The sequence below is a fragment of the Sinorhizobium fredii USDA 205 genome (assembly GCF_001461695.1).
GTDB classification, from domain to species: domain Bacteria; phylum Pseudomonadota; class Alphaproteobacteria; order Rhizobiales; family Rhizobiaceae; genus Sinorhizobium; species Sinorhizobium fredii.
Map to the genome: position 1 here is coordinate 85,209 of NZ_AUTC01000157.1, position 16,854 is coordinate 102,062.

General features: G+C 63.9%; 13 protein-coding genes and 2 pseudogenes. 11 read left to right on the forward strand and 4 right to left on the reverse strand.

The features are described from left to right. The first annotated feature begins 2 nt into the window (after nucleotides 1-2). The 8 genes and pseudogenes from N181_RS22420 (at nucleotide 3) to N181_RS22455 (ending at nucleotide 10,508) form a co-directional block, all read left to right on the forward strand. A complete protein-coding gene (locus N181_RS22420; RefSeq protein ID WP_037432005.1) occupies nucleotides 3-1,235 on the forward strand; it encodes a dihydrolipoamide acetyltransferase family protein in 1,233 nt (410 codons plus the stop codon). Nucleotides 1,236-1,444: 209 nt separating this feature from the next. Continuing rightward, nucleotides 1,445-2,035, forward strand: a complete 591-nt coding sequence (locus N181_RS22425) for an ANTAR domain-containing response regulator (RefSeq protein WP_014332127.1) — start codon at nucleotides 1,445-1,447, stop codon at nucleotides 2,033-2,035. Nucleotides 2,036-2,081: 46 nt separating this feature from the next. Beyond that, nucleotides 2,082-3,386, forward strand: a complete 1,305-nt coding sequence (locus tag N181_RS22430; RefSeq protein WP_050994641.1) for a CmpA/NrtA family ABC transporter substrate-binding protein — start codon at nucleotides 2,082-2,084, stop codon at nucleotides 3,384-3,386. A gap of 337 nt (nucleotides 3,387-3,723) precedes the next feature. After that, nucleotides 3,724-3,891: pseudogene (locus N181_RS22435) on the forward strand (ABC transporter ATP-binding protein); the annotation flags it as partial. 7 nt (nucleotides 3,892-3,898) lie between these two features. Next, nucleotides 3,899-6,361: a nitrite reductase large subunit NirB gene (gene nirB / locus N181_RS22440; RefSeq protein ID WP_037396310.1), complete on the forward strand. Its 2,463-nt coding sequence runs from the start codon at nucleotides 3,899-3,901 to the stop codon at nucleotides 6,359-6,361. A 4-nt stretch (nucleotides 6,362-6,365) separates the two neighbouring features. Then, a complete protein-coding gene (nirD, locus tag N181_RS22445; protein WP_037396314.1) occupies nucleotides 6,366-6,704 on the forward strand; it encodes a nitrite reductase small subunit NirD in 339 nt (112 codons plus the stop codon). Between the two features lie 2 nt (nucleotides 6,705-6,706). Further along, nucleotides 6,707-9,364 carry a nitrate reductase gene (locus N181_RS22450; RefSeq protein ID WP_037435568.1) on the forward strand — a complete coding sequence of 886 codons (2,658 nt, stop codon included), beginning with the start codon at nucleotides 6,707-6,709 and terminating at the stop codon, nucleotides 9,362-9,364. Continuing rightward, on the forward strand, nucleotides 9,336-10,508 hold the full coding sequence (locus tag N181_RS22455) for a siroheme synthase family protein (protein WP_037432011.1): 1,173 nt from the start codon (nucleotides 9,336-9,338) through the stop codon (nucleotides 10,506-10,508). Before N181_RS22450 ends, N181_RS22455 begins: the two co-directional genes overlap by 29 nt. Before the next feature lie 26 nt (nucleotides 10,509-10,534). Here N181_RS22455 and N181_RS22460 read toward each other — a convergent pair whose 3' ends face one another. After that, the gene (locus N181_RS22460) at nucleotides 10,535-11,029 is read right to left on the reverse strand and encodes an NUDIX hydrolase (RefSeq protein WP_037432013.1); all 495 of its coding nucleotides are present in this window, start codon (nucleotides 11,027-11,029) and stop codon (nucleotides 10,535-10,537) included. 127 nt (nucleotides 11,030-11,156) lie between these two features. Here N181_RS22460 and N181_RS22465 point away from each other — a divergent pair, with 127 nt between their 5' ends. Continuing rightward, on the forward strand, nucleotides 11,157-12,140 hold the full coding sequence (locus N181_RS22465; protein WP_060563904.1) for a zinc-dependent alcohol dehydrogenase family protein: 984 nt from the start codon (nucleotides 11,157-11,159) through the stop codon (nucleotides 12,138-12,140). A 38-nt stretch (nucleotides 12,141-12,178) separates the two neighbouring features. On the opposite strand, the pseudogene N181_RS34950 reads toward N181_RS22465, so the two are convergent. Beyond that, a pseudogene (locus N181_RS34950) lies at nucleotides 12,179-12,627 on the reverse strand (pyridoxamine 5'-phosphate oxidase family protein); the annotation flags it as partial. A gap of 442 nt (nucleotides 12,628-13,069) precedes the next feature. On the opposite strand from N181_RS34950, the gene N181_RS34955 reads away from it, so the two are divergent. Continuing rightward, a complete protein-coding gene (locus N181_RS34955) occupies nucleotides 13,070-13,306 on the forward strand; it encodes a hypothetical protein (RefSeq protein ID WP_245290985.1) in 237 nt (78 codons plus the stop codon). A gap of 39 nt (nucleotides 13,307-13,345) precedes the next feature. Here N181_RS34955 and N181_RS22475 read toward each other — a convergent pair whose 3' ends face one another. Next, nucleotides 13,346-14,119 carry a slipin family protein gene (locus N181_RS22475; RefSeq protein ID WP_037396345.1) on the reverse strand — a complete coding sequence of 258 codons (774 nt, stop codon included), beginning with the start codon at nucleotides 14,117-14,119 and terminating at the stop codon, nucleotides 13,346-13,348. Between the two features lie 14 nt (nucleotides 14,120-14,133). Continuing rightward, nucleotides 14,134-15,501 carry an NfeD family protein gene (locus tag N181_RS22480; RefSeq protein WP_037435572.1) on the reverse strand — a complete coding sequence of 456 codons (1,368 nt, stop codon included), beginning with the start codon at nucleotides 15,499-15,501 and terminating at the stop codon, nucleotides 14,134-14,136. Nucleotides 15,502-15,811: 310 nt separating this feature from the next. On the opposite strand from N181_RS22480, the gene N181_RS22485 reads away from it, so the two are divergent. Continuing rightward, the gene (locus tag N181_RS22485) at nucleotides 15,812-16,816 is read left to right on the forward strand and encodes a LacI family DNA-binding transcriptional regulator (RefSeq protein WP_037396354.1); all 1,005 of its coding nucleotides are present in this window, start codon (nucleotides 15,812-15,814) and stop codon (nucleotides 16,814-16,816) included. Nucleotides 16,817-16,854: the final 38 nt, after the last annotated feature.

Below are 16,854 nucleotides of genomic sequence, written 5' to 3' on the forward strand. Positions count from 1 at the left end.
GGATGGACGAATTCATCGACATCAACGTCCCCGTCGAGCAGGAGGGGACGAAGGCGGTCGTCCGCAACTGGCTCAAGAAAATCGGCGAGAGCGTGAAATCGGGCGACCCGCTGGTCGAGCTCGAAACCGACAAAGTAACCCAGGAAGTCCCCGCCCCCGCCGACGGCTTCCTTACCGAAATCCTCATGGAGAACGGCGACGATGCCCTGCCCGGCGCCATTCTCGGCCGCATCGGCAGTCGGGCTGCCGGGGACGACCGTTCAGCCCCGCCTGCGCCGGCGGCCACGTTGGAGATGTCGTCTTCCCCTCCCCAGCCTCCGCATTTTTCACCGGCCGTGCGCAGCGCCGCGCAAGAATATGGGATAGACCCTGCTGCCGTTCCCGGCACCGGCCGGGACGGCCGCGTCACCCGCGCCGACATGGACAGGGCCTTTGCCGCCAAGGCGGAGCGCTCCGCAGTTGCAGCCGAAGCCAAGACACCCGAGCCGCCGACGGCACCCGCTCCAAAGATCGCCCCTGCCGACATGGGGACGACGCAGGGTTCCCGCAAGATACCACATAGCGCCATGCGCACCGCGATCGCCACGCACATGCTGCAGTCGGTGACGACCGCGCCGCATGTCACGGCCGTTTTCGAAGCCGATTTTTCAGCGATCATGCGCCACCGGGATGCGCATAAGGCGAAGCTGGGGGCGGAAGTTATCACTCTCTCGTATACGGCCTATATCGTTTCCGCCTGCGTCGTGGCAATGCGCGCCGTCCCCGAGGTCAACAGCCGCTGGCATGACGATGCGCTCGAAGTGTTCGACGACGTCAATATCGGCGTCGGAACCGCCCTTGGTGACAAAGGCCTGATCGTGCCGGTGATCCCCCAGGCCCAGCACCTCTCGTTCGCCGACATTGCGGCGAAGGTGCAGGAACTGACGGCACGGGCGCGATCGAACACGCTCAGCGCCGCGGATGTGAGGGGCGGCACCTTCACGATTTCCAATCACGGCGTATCGGGATCATTGCTCGCGGCGCCGATCATCATCAACCAGCCGCAATCGGCGATCCTCGGCGTCGGAAAGCTCGAGAAGCGGGTTGTCGTCCGCGAGGTCGACGGCGTCGACACGATCCAAGTCCGGCCGATGGCCTATGTGTCGCTGACCATCGATCACCGGGCGCTCGACGGCCACCAGACGAACATGTGGCTCACCCATTTCGTCCAGAGCCTCGAGAACTGGCCGCAATGAGCAAATCCCATGACTGCGACGTGGTTGTCACTCGGCCGGCGGGTTGCCGCCACCCGAGATCACGATTGCCGAGGATTTTTCAGCCCATTTTTTACGCAGACAAGCGCGCATCATAAGGCAATAGCCTTATTTTTATGCATTTTGATAAGCCGCAAATTATTTAGGCAGAGACATCTTGCGAAACTTGCTGCACTGCATCATGATGGAGCATGCCCCATCGAGACCTGACCATTTTAGTCATTGACGAGAACGCCATTCGCGCCTCGATCATCGAGGAAGGCCTGCGCGAAGCGGGCCACGGCAATGTCACGGTCATCCACGAAGTCCACGGGGTGGCGCGCATCATCGAGACGTTGCAGCCGGACGTGATCGTCATCGATATCGAAAACCCCAACCGGGACATGATGGAGCACCTCTTCCAGCTGACGCGCACGGTTGGCAGGCCGATCGCCATGTTTGTCGACCGCTCCGACACCGCCTCGATCGAGGCAGCGGTCGAGGCCGGCGTCTCGGCCTACGTGATCGATGGGCTGCGGAAGGAACGCGTCAAGCCCATCCTCGACATGGCCGTTAGCCGCTTCAATGCCTTCAGCCGGCTGCAGCGCGAGCTTGCCGAGGCAAAATCGGCCCTCGAGGAACGCAAGCTGGTCGAGCGCGCCAAGGGCATCCTCATGAAAATGCGAGGGCTTTCAGAAGAGGAGGCCTTCGCGCTGCTTCGCCAGACCGCGATGAACGAGAAGAAGAAGATTTCGGAAATCGCGCAGAGCGTGGTCACCGCCGCCGGATTGCTGATCCGATGAACGACGGACGCCAGCCGCACCGAGCAGCGCGTCGGGAGAGACCGGAGTGAACGCATTGACGAATATCGACGAGTCCAAGGCGAACAAACTCGCCGCCGGCGAAGCCCTGCCGGCCCCGGCAATCGCCGGACACGAGGGGTCGCGTACCGTTCGGGCCGGCTTCATTCCGCTCGTCGATGCGGCCGTGCTGATCGCCGCCGCCGAATTCGGCTTCGCGCAGAAGGAGGGCATCACCCTCGATCTGGTAAAGGACGTCTCCTGGGCGAATGTCCGCGACCGTCTCGCCTTTCGCCAGTTCGATGTGGCACACATGCTCTCGCCGATGCCCCTCGCGGCGATGCTCGGCCTCGGCTCCAATCCGTCGCCGACGATCACGCCCTTCTCGCTCGGACGCGGCGGCAATGCGATCACCCTGTCGTCGCGGCTGTATGCCGAGATGCAGAAGGAGGGCGATCTCGACACAGGCGCAACCGCCCTGGCGAATGCGCAAGCTCTGGCAACCGTGATTCGTCGCGCCCGCGCCGACGGCAGGCCGCCGCTAACGCTTGGCGTCACCTATCCGTTTTCCTCGCATAATTATGAGTTCCGCTATTGGCTGGCGGCCGGAGGAATCGACCCGGACCGCGACGTCAAGCTCGTCGTCGTGCCACCGCCGATGACATCCGATGCGCTCGCGGCCGGCGCCATCGAGGGCTTTTGCGTCGGCGCCCCATGGAATATGGTCGCCTCGGAGCGCGGCGTCGGCCGCATCGTCGCGACCAAGCAGGACATCTGGCCCTCCGCGCCGGAAAAGGTCCTCGGCATGCGGCCCGACTGGGCCGATGCCAATCCGGAGACCGTGTCGCGCCTCATCGTTGCGCTCGCTGCCGCTGCCCGCTGGTGCGACGCTGCTGAGAACCGCGCAGCACTCGCGGAGGTTCTTTCCGAGCCGCGCTACGTCGCGGCGCCCGTCGATATCCTGCGCCGGGTGCTGGCGGGCCGGTTCACCATCGACCCCGAAGGTAATCAGCGCGTCGTCGACGACTATTTCGTGTTTCATACTGGCTTTGCCAATTTCCCTCGACCGAGCCAGGCGCTCTGGATCTACAGCCAGATGGTCCGCTGGGGACAGACGGCCCTGTCTGCCGATGGGCTTGAGGCGTGCACCTCCGCCTATCGGCCCGACCTTTACCGCCGGGCACTCGGGAGACTAGCCCCGCCGGCGATGGACGACTTTGCCGCCGAAGGCGCAATGTCCGATGATCGCTTCATGGACGGGCACATCTTCGACCCGAAACTGATCAGGGATTACGTCGAGGCCTTTCCGGTGAAGGCGACCAGCCTTCCCCACGCTTCGCTCGACGATATCTGAGCGAAGGCGCTGCTTTTTTAAGCAGCATTCCCGATATCGCAGCGCACAATAATTCACCATCCGAACTGAATGGCGTCTTTTTGTGCATTTGGCGAGTATTGTAGTTCTTCAACAATATCAACCACATGAAGGGCGTCTACCGAATTGGCACGGCGCTTGCTTTTCTGAAACTGTTTCAATCAAAGGCGATTGAAACGGGCTCAGGCACCAATGGCGCCTGCCGAAGACACCGACGTCGCAAGGTCATAGCCAGAGGATCCCTCCCGATCCCGGAGCGCGAAAGTCCGAGCGGCGTTTTTTTATGCCGGTTTTCGACCGGCCAACGGATTTGAGGAAGGTGCGCATGACCGACCGCATCGTGATGATGGCCAACGGACCGTCTGCACGAATTAGCGAAGCCCTCGATGGGCCGCTCGCCCGCCCGTGCCGGCGCAACGAGTTCGCCTCCGATCGAACCTACCTGAACTGTCGCGAAGCCGTGCGCTTCGTCGAAGCTGCGGAGTGATTACCCAATGGCTGAACGCACCCCTGAAAAACTCGTCATCATCGGCAACGGCATGGCGCCGGGCCGGATGCTGGAAGAACTCTTCGAGAAGGCGCCCGGGCACTATCAAGTGACGATCTTCAACGCCGAACCGCGCGTCAATTACGACCGCATCATGCTCTCGCCAGTGCTGTCCGGCGAGAAAGACTATGAAGAGATCATCATCCATGGCGATGGCTGGTACATCAAGCACGGCATCACCCTCTACAAGGGCCACAAAATTGTCGCGATCGACCGAAACGCCAAGACGGTCACTTCCGACCACGGCGTCACGGAAAGCTACGACAAGCTGGTGATCGCCACCGGTTCGGTGCCCTTCATCATTCCCGTGCCCGGCAAGGACCTGCGCGGCGTCATCACCTATCGCGATCTCGATGACGTGCAGGCGATGCTGCTCGCCGCCCAGTCGCGCGAAAAGGCAATCGTCATCGGTGGCGGCCTGCTTGGACTGGAAGCGGCAGCCGGTCTTGCCCAGCGCGGCATGGACGTCACGGTGCTGCATGTCATGCCGACTCTGATGGAGCGCCAGCTCGACCCGGCCGCCGGCTACCTGCTTCAGAAGGCGGTGGAAGAACGCGGCATCAAGGTCATTACCAGGGCGAATACCAAACGGATCGTCGGCGAGGAAAAGGTCGAGGGCATCGAACTCGACGACGGCCGGATCATTCCGGCGACACTGGTCGTCATGGCCGTCGGCATCAGGCCGAATGCCGGCCTCGCCAAGGATGCCGGGCTTGCTGTCAACCGCGGCATCGTCGTCGACGCCGGCATGCAGACCTCCGATGGGGACATCATGGCGCTCGGCGAATGCGCCGAAGTCGGCGGAATGGTCTACGGCCTCGTCGCGCCGCTCTACGAGATGGCCCGGGTTGCCGCCTCCCACCTTGCCGGAGACCGCAAGGCGGCTTTCGTCCACTCGGACACGCCGACCAAGCTGAAGGTAACCGGCATCAACCTCTATTCGGTCGGCGACTTCGCCGACGGCGACGATCGCGAGGAGATCGTGCTGCGCGATGCCACCGCCGGTATCTACAAGCGGCTGGTGCTCAAGGAGAACCGCATCATCGGTACGGTGCTCTACGGCGACACCGCCGATGGCGCCTGGTTCAACGATCTGCTGAAGCGCGGCACCGAGATCTCCGAAATGCGCGACACCCTGATCTTCGGCCAGGCCTATCAGGGAGGGTCCCCGCTGGACCCTATGGCGGCCGTTGCAGCCTTGCCGGATGATGCGGAAATCTGCGGCTGCAACGGCGTCTGCAAGGGCAAGATCGTCTCGACGATCAGCGGCAAAGGCCTGACCTCGCTCGACGAAGTGCGGGCCCACACCAAGGCATCCGCGTCCTGCGGCTCGTGCACCGGTCTGGTCGAGCAGCTGATGTCCCTGACCCTCGGCGACAGCTACAACCCAGCCGCCGTCCAGCCGATGTGCAATTGTACCGAGCTCGGCCATGACGATGTGCGCCGGCTGATCAAGGCGAAGGGGCTAAAGACCATTCCCGCCGTTATGCAGGAGCTCGAGTGGAAGACCTCCTGCGGCTGCGCCAAATGTCGCCCGGCCCTCAACTACTACCTCGTCTGCGACTGGCCGGACGAATATGCCGACGACTACCAGTCGCGCTTCATCAACGAGCGCGTTCACGCCAACATCCAGAAAGACGGCACCTATTCGGTGGTGCCGCGCATGTGGGGCGGCGTCACCAATTCGCAGGAACTGCGTGCCATCGCCGACGTGGTCGACAAGTTCAACGTTCCGCTGGTCAAGGTGACCGGCGGCCAGCGCATCGACCTGCTCGGCATCGAGAAAGAGGACCTGCCGGCGGTCTGGTCCGATCTAGGCAAGGCCGGATTCGTCTCCGGCCAGGCCTATGCCAAGGGCCTCAGGACCGTGAAGACCTGCGTCGGCTCCGACTGGTGTCGCTTCGGCACCCAGGATTCGACCGGCCTCGGCATCCGCATCGAGAAGTTCATGTGGGGCTCGTGGACGCCGGCCAAGTTGAAGATGGCCGTCTCCGGCTGCCCGCGCAATTGCGCCGAAGCGACGTGCAAGGATATCGGCGTCATCTGCGTCGATTCGGGCTTCGAGATCCATTTCGCCGGCGCTGCCGGCCTCGACATCAAGGGCACCGAGGTGCTTGGGCTGGTCAAGACCGAGGACGAGGCGCTCGAACATATCGTCGCTCTGACGCAAATGTATCGCGAACAGGCCCGTTACCTGGAGCGCATCTACAAGTGGGCCAAGCGCATCGGCCTCGACGAGATCCGCCGGCAGATCATGGACGATGCGGAAAAGCGCAAGGCCTATTACGACCGCTTCGTCTTCAGCCAGAAGTTCGCCCAGGTCGATCCCTGGTCGGAGCGCGTCTCGGGCAAGGACAAGCATGAATTCCGGCCGATGGCGACGGTCGGGTTCAACCAGGCAGCGGAATGAGGTGATGACAATGAACTGGATTGCTATTGGCGACATCAGCGACATTCCGCTCCGCGGCGCCCGATGCGTCAAGACACCGATCGGCAAGATCGCCGTCTTCCGGACCGCCGAGAACGAGGTCTTCGCGATCGAGGATCATTGCCCGCACAAGGGCGGGCCACTCAGCCAGGGCATCGTCCACGGCACGGCGGTCACCTGCCCGCTGCACAACTGGGTGATCTCGCTCGAAACCGGCAAGGCGCTCGGTGCCGACGAAGGCGCGGTGCGCACCATCCCGGTGAAGAACGACAACGGCGCCCTCTCCATCGCGCTCGAAAACCTGACGCTGGCCGCCGCGGAGTAGACATGGCGCACGAGGTCAAGACCACCTGTCCCTATTGCGGCGTCGGCTGCGGCGTAATCGCCCGCGTGGATGATGATGGTGTTGTCGGCGTCAAGGGCGATCCCGAGCATCCGGCCAATTTCGGCCGGCTCTGCTCCAAGGGCTCGGCGCTCGCCGAAACCCTCGATCTCGACGGTCGCCTCCTCCATCCGGAGATCGGCGGCCGCCGCGCAGGCTGGAACGAAGCGCTTGACCTCGTGGCGGAAAAGTTTTCGCAAAGCATCGTCGAACACGGACCGGATTCGGTGGCCCTTTATGTGTCGGGGCAATTGCTGACCGAGGACTACTACCTCGCCAACAAGCTGATGAAGGGCTTCATCGGCTCGGCCAATATTGATACCAATTCGCGTCTGTGCATGTCCTCCTCGGTCGCCGGCCACCGGCGCGCCTTCGGAGCGGATACGGTGCCGGGCACCTACGAGGATCTGGAGCTCGCCGATCTCGTCATCCTGACCGGCTCCAACATGGCCTGGTGCCATCCGGTGCTCTACCAGCGCCTGGCGGCGGCGAAAGCCAACCGCCCGGAGATGCAGGTCGTCGTCATCGATCCACGGCGGACCATGACGGCCGACATCGCCGACATGCATCTGGCAATCGCGCCGGACGGCGACGTGGCGCTTTTCAACGGGCTGCTTGCCCACCTGGCATCGAGCGGCGCCATGGACCAGGACTATGTCTCGGCGAATACCAACGGCTTCGCCGAGGCTCTTCAGGCAGCCTCCGCGCTCGATCTCCCCGCCCTGTCGGACGCGACGGGTCTTGCGCAAAAACAGTTGCGCGAATTCTTCCGGCTGTTCGAAGCGACCGAAAAGGTCGTGACCTGCTACAGCCAGGGCGTCAACCAGTCATCCGCCGGCACCGACAAGGTCAACGCCATCCTCAACTGTCATCTTGCGACCGGCCGCATCGGCCGGCCGGGCATGGGGCCCTTCTCGCTGACCGGCCAGCCCAATGCGATGGGCGGACGCGAAGTCGGCGGGCTTGCCAACATGCTTGCCGCCCACCTGGATATCGAGAAGGCGGTCGACCGCGATCTGGTGCGGCGCTTCTGGGGGGCTCCCGCTGTCGCCTCGAAGCCGGGCCTCAAGGCGGTGGATATGTTCCGCGCCGTTGCCGACGGCCGCATCAAGGCGCTCTGGATCATGGCGACGAACCCGGTCGTCTCCATGCCCGACGCCGACGCCGTCGAGGCGGCGATCAAGGCCTGTCCCTTCGTCGTCGTCTCCGAGATGCAGCGTCAAACCGATACGGCCCGTCACGCCCATGTGGCCCTGCCCTCGCTCGGCTGGGGCGAAAAGGACGGCACGGTGACCAATTCCGAGCGGCGCATCTCGCGCCAGCGCGCCTTTCTCCCAGCGCCGGGAGAAGCCCGCGCCGACTGGTGGCAACTCGCCGAGGTCGCGCGGCGGATGGGGTTTCAGCAGGCATTCGACCATTCGTCGCAGTCCGAGATCTTTGCCGAGCACGCCGCCCTTTCCGGCTTCGAAAACGACGGGCGCCGCGACTTCGATATCAGTGCCCATGCGGCGATCGAACCGGCGGCCTATGACGATCTCGCACCCTTCCAGTGGCCGCAGCCGAAAGGCGCCGCGCCGCAAGGGACGCGCTTCTTCGCCAAGGGCGGCTTCTACCATGCGGATGGCCGTGCCCGCTTCATCGCCGTTCAGGCACCGCAGGCGCGGCGCACCAATGAGGCCTTCCCGCTGACCCTCAATACCGGCCGGGTTCGCGACCACTGGCACACCATGACCCGCACCGGCAAGAGCGCGCGGCTCTCCAGCCACCTCGCCGAGCCCTTCGTCGAAATCCATCCATGCGATGCGCAAAAGGTTGGCGTCTCCGATGCCGATCTCGTCACGATCGAGAGCCCGCACGGCGCGGCAATCGTGCGGGCCCTCGTCACCGATCGTCAGGCTGAGGGCAATCTCTTCGTGCCGATGCACTGGAACGATCAGTTCGCCTCGAAGGCGCGCATCGATGCTCTCGTCGCGCCTCTGACCGACCCGGTCTCCGGCCAGCCGGCGTCGAAGAACGTCGCCGTCCGAGCCGAACGCTTCTCGGCCAAGACCTACGGCTTCGCCGTTTCAGCCACGAAGCCCGAGGGGCTTGATGCCGCCTATTGGGCGATCGCCGCGGCCGACGGTGGCTGGCGGATGGAACTCGCCTTTGCCGATAGCGACGGCGATTTGATCGACTGGTGCCGGCGGGCCTTTTGCATTCCCGCCGAAATCGACCCGATCGGCTATACGGACCGGACCTCCGGCGAGTTTCGCCTCGCCTTCTTCGACGGCGAAAGGTTGCTCGCCGCGCTCTTCCTGTCGCCCCGGCCGGTTGCCGTGGCGCGGAACTGGGCAGTTTCGCAGCTCCGTGCTTCGCACGCCAATCTCAGCAAGCGCTTCGCCGTGGCCGCCGGTCGCCCCGGTGCCGACAAGCCGGACCCGGGCGCGACCGTCTGTTCCTGCTTCAGCGTCGGCGTCAACCAGATCACCGCCGCCATTCGCGAAGGCTGCCACAGCGTCGAGACGGTCGGTACGAAGACCAGCGCCGGCACCAATTGCGGCTCCTGCCGCTCCGAAATCAGGGGGATCATCAATGCATGCCTTGCCGCCGCTGCCGAATGATCGAGCCTCGAAACCGCAGCGCGTTGCGGCGCTTGCGACGCTGCCGCTTTTCTGGTCGTTGAAAGGCAAGCGCGCCGTCGTTGCCGGCGGCAGCGACGGCGCCGCCTGGAAGGCCGAACTCCTGGCGGCATGTGGCGCCGAAGTGCACGTCTACGCATCGCATGCGGAGCTCGGCGACGGCTTCCTCGACCTCATCGCCCGCGGCGCCGCCGATGAAAATGGTTCCTTCGTGCATCATGACGAATCCTGGCATGATGGCATGTTCGGCAATACGGCGCTGGCGATCGCTGACTGCGACGATGTCCGGGAGGCCGAGGCCTTCTTCAAGGCGGCCTGCGCGGCCGGCGTACCCGTCAACGTGATCGACAAGCCCGAGTTCTGCCAGTTCCAGTTCGGATCGATCGTCAATCGCTCGCCGGTCGTCGTGGCGATCTCGACCGACGGGGCGGCACCCATCCTGGCACAGGCGATCCGCCGCCGGATCGAGACCATGCTGCCGCCAACAATCAAGCGCTGGGCTGGGATCGCCCAGGCGATCCGCGAGCGGGTGAACGGACGACTGCAACCGGGCGCCCAGCGCCGCGCCTTCTGGGAGCGTTTTGTCGATCGGGCTTTTAGGGAGACACCGGAGGAGGGTGTTGAGGCGCGGCTGATGGTGGAGATGGATCGTCTGGCGACGCCCCGCCCCACCGTCGGCCGCGTCACCATCGTCGGCGCAGGCCCGGGCGATGCGGAACTGCTGACGCTGAAAGCGGTCCGCGCGCTGCAAGCGGCCGACGTCATCCTCTACGACGAACGGATCTCCAACGACGTGCTGGAATTGGCGCGACGCGAGGCCAAGCGCATCCTGGTCAGCCAGCCGATCCGGGATGGGGGCGTTCAAGACGGAAGCGCGTCGATAGGCGCTCTCGTCAGAGCCGGAAAACGTGTCGTGCGCCTCGAGGCGGGCGATCCGGCGACCAATGCCAACACCGAGCAAGAGGCTGCATGGCTTGGCAAGCTCGGCATTCCCGTAGAGATCGTACCGGGCGTCGCCGATCGCCGTCACCGGAGCGCGTGGGAGGAGGACGACTCCCAGGCGGTCATTGTCGCGGGCATGGCCGAGCAGGCCAATGAACAACGGCGTCGCGTCGCCGGTCATTGAGGCTGCTTTCCGGCCTGCGCCACCGGTCATCCGGAGCGATCAGTCCCGGCCTGAATCGATCTTGCGTCGCATAAGGCCTGCAAACGGTCGATGAAGGGGCTCTGAGCTGCATTGATCTTCGCCCGCGCATCGGCGAGCGTGAACCATTCGGCACGGTCCACCTCCGGGAAGGATTGGATGCGACCGCTCTTGGGCGGCCACTCCATCTCGAACAGGTTGCTGCGAATGCTGGCAATGTCGAACTCGCTCTCGCCCGCAAAGGCGGCCACCAGCTTGCCGCTCTTCAGGCGCTCTTCGCCAAGCGGTTCCAGCGCCCCCGTCACCGCGATGCCGGTCTCCTCGAAAAACTCACGGCGCGCCGCAGCTTCCGGCTCCTCGCCGGCCCCGTACTCGCCTTTCGGGATCGACCAGGCCCCGAGATCCCGGTTGCTCCAGAAGGGCCCGCCGGGGTGAACGAGCAGGACGAGAAGCGCACCGGCTTCGTATTTGTAGAGCACGATGCCCGCGCTTTTCTTCGGCATGTCCGATCCTCCGATAGATAGCCCGACGGCAGTCTCGACCTTGGCGGCCAGGGCAGGATATCATCGATGAACCGGCTTCGGATGAATGTCCGTGGCACAGCAGATCATTTCAACCAGGCCGACATCCATGCGGGCGATGGTTCTCGAAGAAATCGGCAAGCCGCTGGTGGCGGTCAAGCGGCCTCTGCCGGGGCCGCTCCCCGGCCAGGTGCAGCTCAAGGTCGAAGCCTGCGCCGTATGCCGCACGGACCTGCATGTGGTCGATGGAGACCTGCCGCGGCCGAAGCTGCCGCTCGTTCCCGGCCACGAGATCGTCGGCATTGTCGAGGCGGTTGGTAGCGGAGTGGATTCCGCCAGGATCGGTCGCCGCGTCGGCGTGCCGTGGCTCGGCCATACCTGTCGGACATGCTTCTATTGCCGCTCGAACAGGGAAAACCTCTGCGACAGTCCATTGTTCACCGGCTATAGCCGCGACGGCGGCTTTGCCACGCATGTGGTCGCGGATGCCGACTATGCCTTCGATCTCGACGCTGCCGGCGACCCCGTGTCGCTCGCGCCTCTGCTTTGCGCCGGCCTTATCGGTTGGCGATCGCTGAAGCGGGCCGGCGACGGTCAGAAGATTGGCATTTACGGCTTCGGCGCCGCCGCGCACATCGTCACCCAGCTCTGTCTGTGGCAGGGGAAGAAGGTCTTCGCCTTCACGCGGCTCGCAGACACGGCGGCACAGCGCTTCGCCCTCGATCTCGGCGCGACCTGGGCGGGTGCTTCGGACGAAGCGCCGCCGGAGCACCTGGATGCGGCGATCATCTTCGCCCCGGTTGGAGACCTCGTGCCGATCGCACTGAAGGCGGTGCGCAAGGGCGGGCGTGTCGTCTGCGGCGGCATTCATATGACCGACCTTCCTGCCATGCCCTATGCGGCGCTTTGGGGCGAGCGCGAGCTCCTGTCTGTTGCGAACCTGACGCGCCAGGACGCCCGCGAGTTCCTCGCGATCGCCGCCGAGGCCGGCGTGCGCACCCGAACCACCGTCTATCCGCTCGACAAGGCAAATGCCGCCCTCGATGATCTTCGCGCCAGCCGCTTGATTGGCGCCGCCGTGCTGGTGCCGTAAGGTCGTGTTTCGATAGACGCACGGTGGTTCAACGCCCTGTCTTCCTCCACGGCGGCACGTCCGGTCATTTCGTCGACGCTGATGCAATAAAAAAGGTGCGGTGAAGCGCCGAGCGTCTGCCGGGGCCCCGGCTTCAATCCCCCAGGCTCCCACCAGTTGACATGTTCCTGGAGAAGAGACCAGGCGTGCAGGCGCTCGGCATGCCATTGCGTCGTCTCCGGAAGCTCCTGATACTGCCCGAATAGGAGCACGCTCTTCCACTGATGCGCGCTTGAAAAGACGTCAATCTGCACGCAGACATGCGGATTGGCTCGCATCCACTCGATCTTCCGGCCCGGCATCGAGAAGCTGTAGAGGCAACGTCCGCATAGGCATAGTGGATCGGCACGACGTAGGGCCGGTCCTCCTTGGAGCAGGCGAGCCGGGCGAGCCGCCCGGACTTGACGACGGCGATGCACTCCTCTTCAGTCATTTCCCTGATGAGCATGATTCAATCCCTTCATCAAGCGATCTAAATGCTCTAGTCTATGGCCCGAGTGCCGGACCGGCCTTGACCGAGGTCAAGACCGGAGGTGTGCTGCGGCGAAGGTCGTGCGCATACGATTGATACGGATCAATGATCGCACGGGCTGGCCACCTTAGCTTGGCACTCAAAAGGCACCGCCAATCCGCCCGCGTAGAGGGCGCCCACCACTTTCCGAACGACGCGATCAGTCGTCATGCATGATTTCGATTTGCGATGAGACAGCGAGATGCTGCAGAAAAGGAGGTTCTGCGATGGCCAAGAAAATATCCGACACACTTCCCCCCGCGGCCTGGCCCCAATGGCCGGTAGGTCCCGAAGGTCGATCGCTGATGCTGTCGGCGGCGCGCTTTCAGGCCGATATGCTGCATACCGCGTTGCGCGGTCAGATCGAGGCGCTCACCTTATGCAAAGCCGCAGCGAGCAGCATCTGCAACTCTGGGAGGATCTGCTCGCGTCGGACTATGCACGCGACGGCTTCGACCTCTATTGCAGTTTCTGGCGCAATGCCTTCCAGGACTATTCCGACGAGGCGGAGCGGTTCACGCGGATGGGAGCGCAGCTTGCCACCGACGCAGCAAAGCGCGTGAGCGAGGAGCAAGAAGAGCTGACCGAGAAAGTGGCGCGGCAGATGGTGATGTGACGCCGCGGCGCTCCTGCTGCCGGTGGCGTCTCGCTTCTGTCACTCCGAGGAGCGTCCGGTCTTGGCCGCGAGCAGCTCGGCCAGCTCCATCGGGAAGGGGAAGATGATCGTCGAGTTCTTCTCGCCGGCGATGACGTTGAGCGTGCTCAGGTAGCGCAGTTGCATCGCCTGGGGCTGGCGGGCGAGGATTTGCGCCGCCTCGAGCAGCTTTGCGGCCGCCTGCTGCTCGCCCTCGGCGTTAATGACCTTGGCGCGCCGCTCGCGTTCGGCTTCCGCCTGGCGGGCGATGGCCCGGATCATCGATTCATTGATGTCGACATGCTTGATCTCGACGGTCGCGACCTTGATACCCCAGGCATCGGTCTGCACGTCGAGGATTTTCTGGATGTCGTCGTTCAGCCGATCGCGTTCCGCCAGCATCTCGTCGAGGTCATGCTTGCCGAGCACCGATCGCAAGGTCGTCTGGGCGAGCTGGCTCGTCGCGGCCATGAAATCCTCGACCTGGATCGTCGATTTCTCCGCATCGATCACCCGGAAATAGATGACCGCGCTGACCCGGACCGAAACGTTGTCATGGGATATGACGTCCTGGCTCGGCACGTCGAGCACGCGGGTCCTGAGATCGACCCGCACCATCTGTTGCACATAGGGAAGAAGCAGAATGAGACCAGGCCCCTTGACCCCTGTGAAGCGGCCGAGGGTGAAGATGACGCCGCGCTCATATTCCCGCAGGATCCGGATCGCATAGGCGATGACGATCAGCAGGACAAACAGCGCCGCGGCGAGCGGAACGAGACTTCCAAACAAGGGCATCAATTCCTCCACTTCTAGCTTCTTTTTGCCCGGCGCTCGACTTCGAGCGTCAAACCGTCCCGGCCGACGACCATCACGTCCTCGCCGGGACCGAGCGGCTCGTCGCTCACCGCCCTCCAGCGTTCCCCATGCGCGATAACGTAACCTCCGGCCCCTGCCCAGGTATCAACCTTGCCGAAAATGCCGATCATCTGCTCGCCTCCCGTGGCGATCTTGTGCCGGCGCGACAGGAACGCGAGACGGGCGACGATGAGGCTGAAGGCGAAGCTTGCGATCGCCACCCCTCCGAGAACCGGCCAGGACACCTGCAGGCCCGGCACGTCGGTGTCGAACAGGATGGCGGCACCGAGCACGATGGCCACGCCGCCGCCGAGCCCGAGAACGCCAAAGGACGGCGCGTGCGCTTCTGCCACCAGCAGCGCCACCCCGAGGATGATCAACCCGATACCGGCGTAGCTTACCGGCAGCACCGCCAGGGCGTAGAGACCGAGCAGCAGGCAGATACCGCCGATCGTGCCGGGAACCACGGTGCCAGGCGTCAGGAACTCGAAGATCAACCCGTAAATGCCGACGATCATCAGCAGCAGCGCGACATTCGGATCGGTGATCACCGAGAGGAGCCGCGTGCGCCAGTCGGGCAGGACGTCTTCAGCGGCGAGTCCCGTCGTATCAAGCCGGCTGTCGGCCTGACCGATGCGAACCGTCCGGCCATGGGCCTGCTTGAGAAGGTCCTCGACAGTGACGGCAGTGAAATCGACGACCTTCTCCCGTACCGCCGCCGGCGAAGAAAGGCTCGCGGCCTCGCGCACGGCCTTCTCGGCCCAATCGGCATTGCGATTTCGCAGTTCGGCCAGCCCACGTATATAGGCCACCGCGTCGTTGATCAGTTTTGCCTCGCCGGCACTCGATGGCGGCTTGGGGGCGTCGGGCTTTCCTTGCTCGTCGGGAGTCTCCTTGCCGTCTTCCTCGTCGCCACCGAACAGCCCTCCCCCGATGGCGATCGGCGTGGCGGCGCCCAGATTGGTCCCCGGCGCCATCGCCGCCACGTGGCTGGCGTAAAGGATATAGGTCCCGGCGCTCGCCGCCCTAGCGCCACTCGGCGCGACGAAACTGGCGACCGGCACGGAGGAATCGAGGATGGCGCGGATAATGTCCCGCATCGACGTATCGAGGCCACCCGGCGTATCCATCTGCAGGACCACCAGCGCCACGCCGCGATCCTCGGCGCGTTGCAATCCCCGGATCACATATTCCGCCGTCGCCGGACTGATCGCGCCGTTCACATGCAGGACCAAGGCAACCCGCTCGGCCGCGGACACAGATGAAACTGGAAACGCGAAGGCCGACAGCAGGAACAGCACCAGCGTGAGGATTCGGGACATTCGCCGTCCAAGCCTCTAGGTCTTACGATCGGCAGAATAGAAGCTCGGACCGCCGTAGCGGTTATCCAATCCGCTCTACCTGTCGTCGAAATTCATGCTTTCTAATATAGGGCAGAATGAGGAGAAGCGTAAGAGATGCGCATTTCCGACCTGCCGCGCAAGTTGTACCGGTGCCGACAGCGGTGTTTTGTGTGCTCGCAGGAAAACGTGGGCAAAAAGAGACTACGCCGCAGCAGCCAAGATCTGCGATTGACTCCCCTATCTGAAAGGTGATATTTATTTGAGTAATCGTTAACCCAAGGAACCCTTCGTGACCATCTCTCTAACCGACATAGCCGAACGCGCCGGCGTCTCCGTCAAGACGGTTTCGGGTGCCCTGCACGGCGGCTCGGCGAGAATGTCCGATGAGACGCGGCAGCGCATCAAGGAAATCGCCGAGGAACTCGGCTACGTCACCAATCTCGCCGCGCGCAGCATGCGACAGGGCTGGATGCCGCTGATCGGCGTTGTCGCCGACGAGTTGATCACTTCCCCTTTCGCCACCGAGATCATCCGTGGCCTGGACGGCGCTGCACGGGCCTCCGACATTGCTGTGTTCGCGATGACACTCAGCGGCCGCCGGGACATCGGCTCGGTGCTCGAGGAAGTGCGCCGCTTCCGTCCGCGGGCGATCGCCTATGCTTCAATGTATCACAAGGTTGTGTCGCTGCCCGAGGAGTTTGCCGGAACTGTCGGCGTGATGATCAATTGCCGCGACGTGAACGATCGGGTGACCTCTCTCGTTCCGGACGAAGTCGGCGCCGCCCATGAGATTACCAGCTACTTGATCGATGCCGGGCGCCGGAACATCGCCTTCATCAACCTGCCGGGTCTCCTCGCCGGTGAATTGCGCGAGGCCGGCTTTCGCAAGGCCTTGACCGAGGCTGGGCTTGACGGCGCCGGCGCTCAGGTGCTGCCGGCGGTGCGTCGCGCAACCTATAGCGACAGGGCGCACAGCCTCGTATTGTCGCATGTCACCGAGCTGATGAGGGGCGGCGAGCCCCCCGATGCGATCCTGTGCGGCAACGACCGCGTCGCGATGGAGGTCTACGCGGCGCTGAGACGGGAGGGCGCACAGATCCCCGATGATGTCGCCGTCGCCAGCTTCGACAACCAGGTCGACATCGCCTCGCGCCTCGATCCGCCGTTGACGACCATGGCCCTGCCGCATCGCGCCATGGGCCGTATGGCTGCCGACATTCTGCTTTCGAGCGATGCGGTACCCGGGGAGGTGCGCAAGTTGCCGTTCCAATTGGTGGAGCGGTCATCCGTCTGAATTCAACAGCAGTGTGAAACCCGTTGAGGAGGAGTATG

Coding starts and splice junctions, on each gene's coding strand:
- N181_RS22460 (WP_037432013.1), bottom strand. CDS start 11,029: ATGCCGAAGAAAAGCGCGGGCATCGTGCTCTACAAATACGAAGCCGGT.
- N181_RS22425 (WP_014332127.1), top strand. CDS start 1,445: ATGCCCCATCGAGACCTGACCATTTTAGTCATTGACGAGAACGCCATT.
- N181_RS22475 (WP_037396345.1), bottom strand. CDS start 14,119: ATGCCCTTGTTTGGAAGTCTCGTTCCGCTCGCCGCGGCGCTGTTTGTC.
- N181_RS22465 (WP_060563904.1), top strand. CDS start 11,157: ATGCGGGCGATGGTTCTCGAAGAAATCGGCAAGCCGCTGGTGGCGGTC.
- N181_RS22450 (WP_037435568.1), top strand. CDS start 6,707: ATGGCGCACGAGGTCAAGACCACCTGTCCCTATTGCGGCGTCGGCTGC.
- N181_RS22480 (WP_037435572.1), bottom strand. CDS start 15,501: ATGTCCCGAATCCTCACGCTGGTGCTGTTCCTGCTGTCGGCCTTCGCG.
- N181_RS22420 (WP_037432005.1), top strand. CDS start 3: ATGGACGAATTCATCGACATCAACGTCCCCGTCGAGCAGGAGGGGACG.
- nirB (WP_037396310.1), top strand. CDS start 3,899: ATGGCTGAACGCACCCCTGAAAAACTCGTCATCATCGGCAACGGCATG.
- nirD (WP_037396314.1), top strand. CDS start 6,366: ATGACAATGAACTGGATTGCTATTGGCGACATCAGCGACATTCCGCTC.
- N181_RS22455 (WP_037432011.1), top strand. CDS start 9,336: ATGCATGCCTTGCCGCCGCTGCCGAATGATCGAGCCTCGAAACCGCAG.
- N181_RS34955 (WP_245290985.1), top strand. CDS start 13,070: ATGCAAAGCCGCAGCGAGCAGCATCTGCAACTCTGGGAGGATCTGCTC.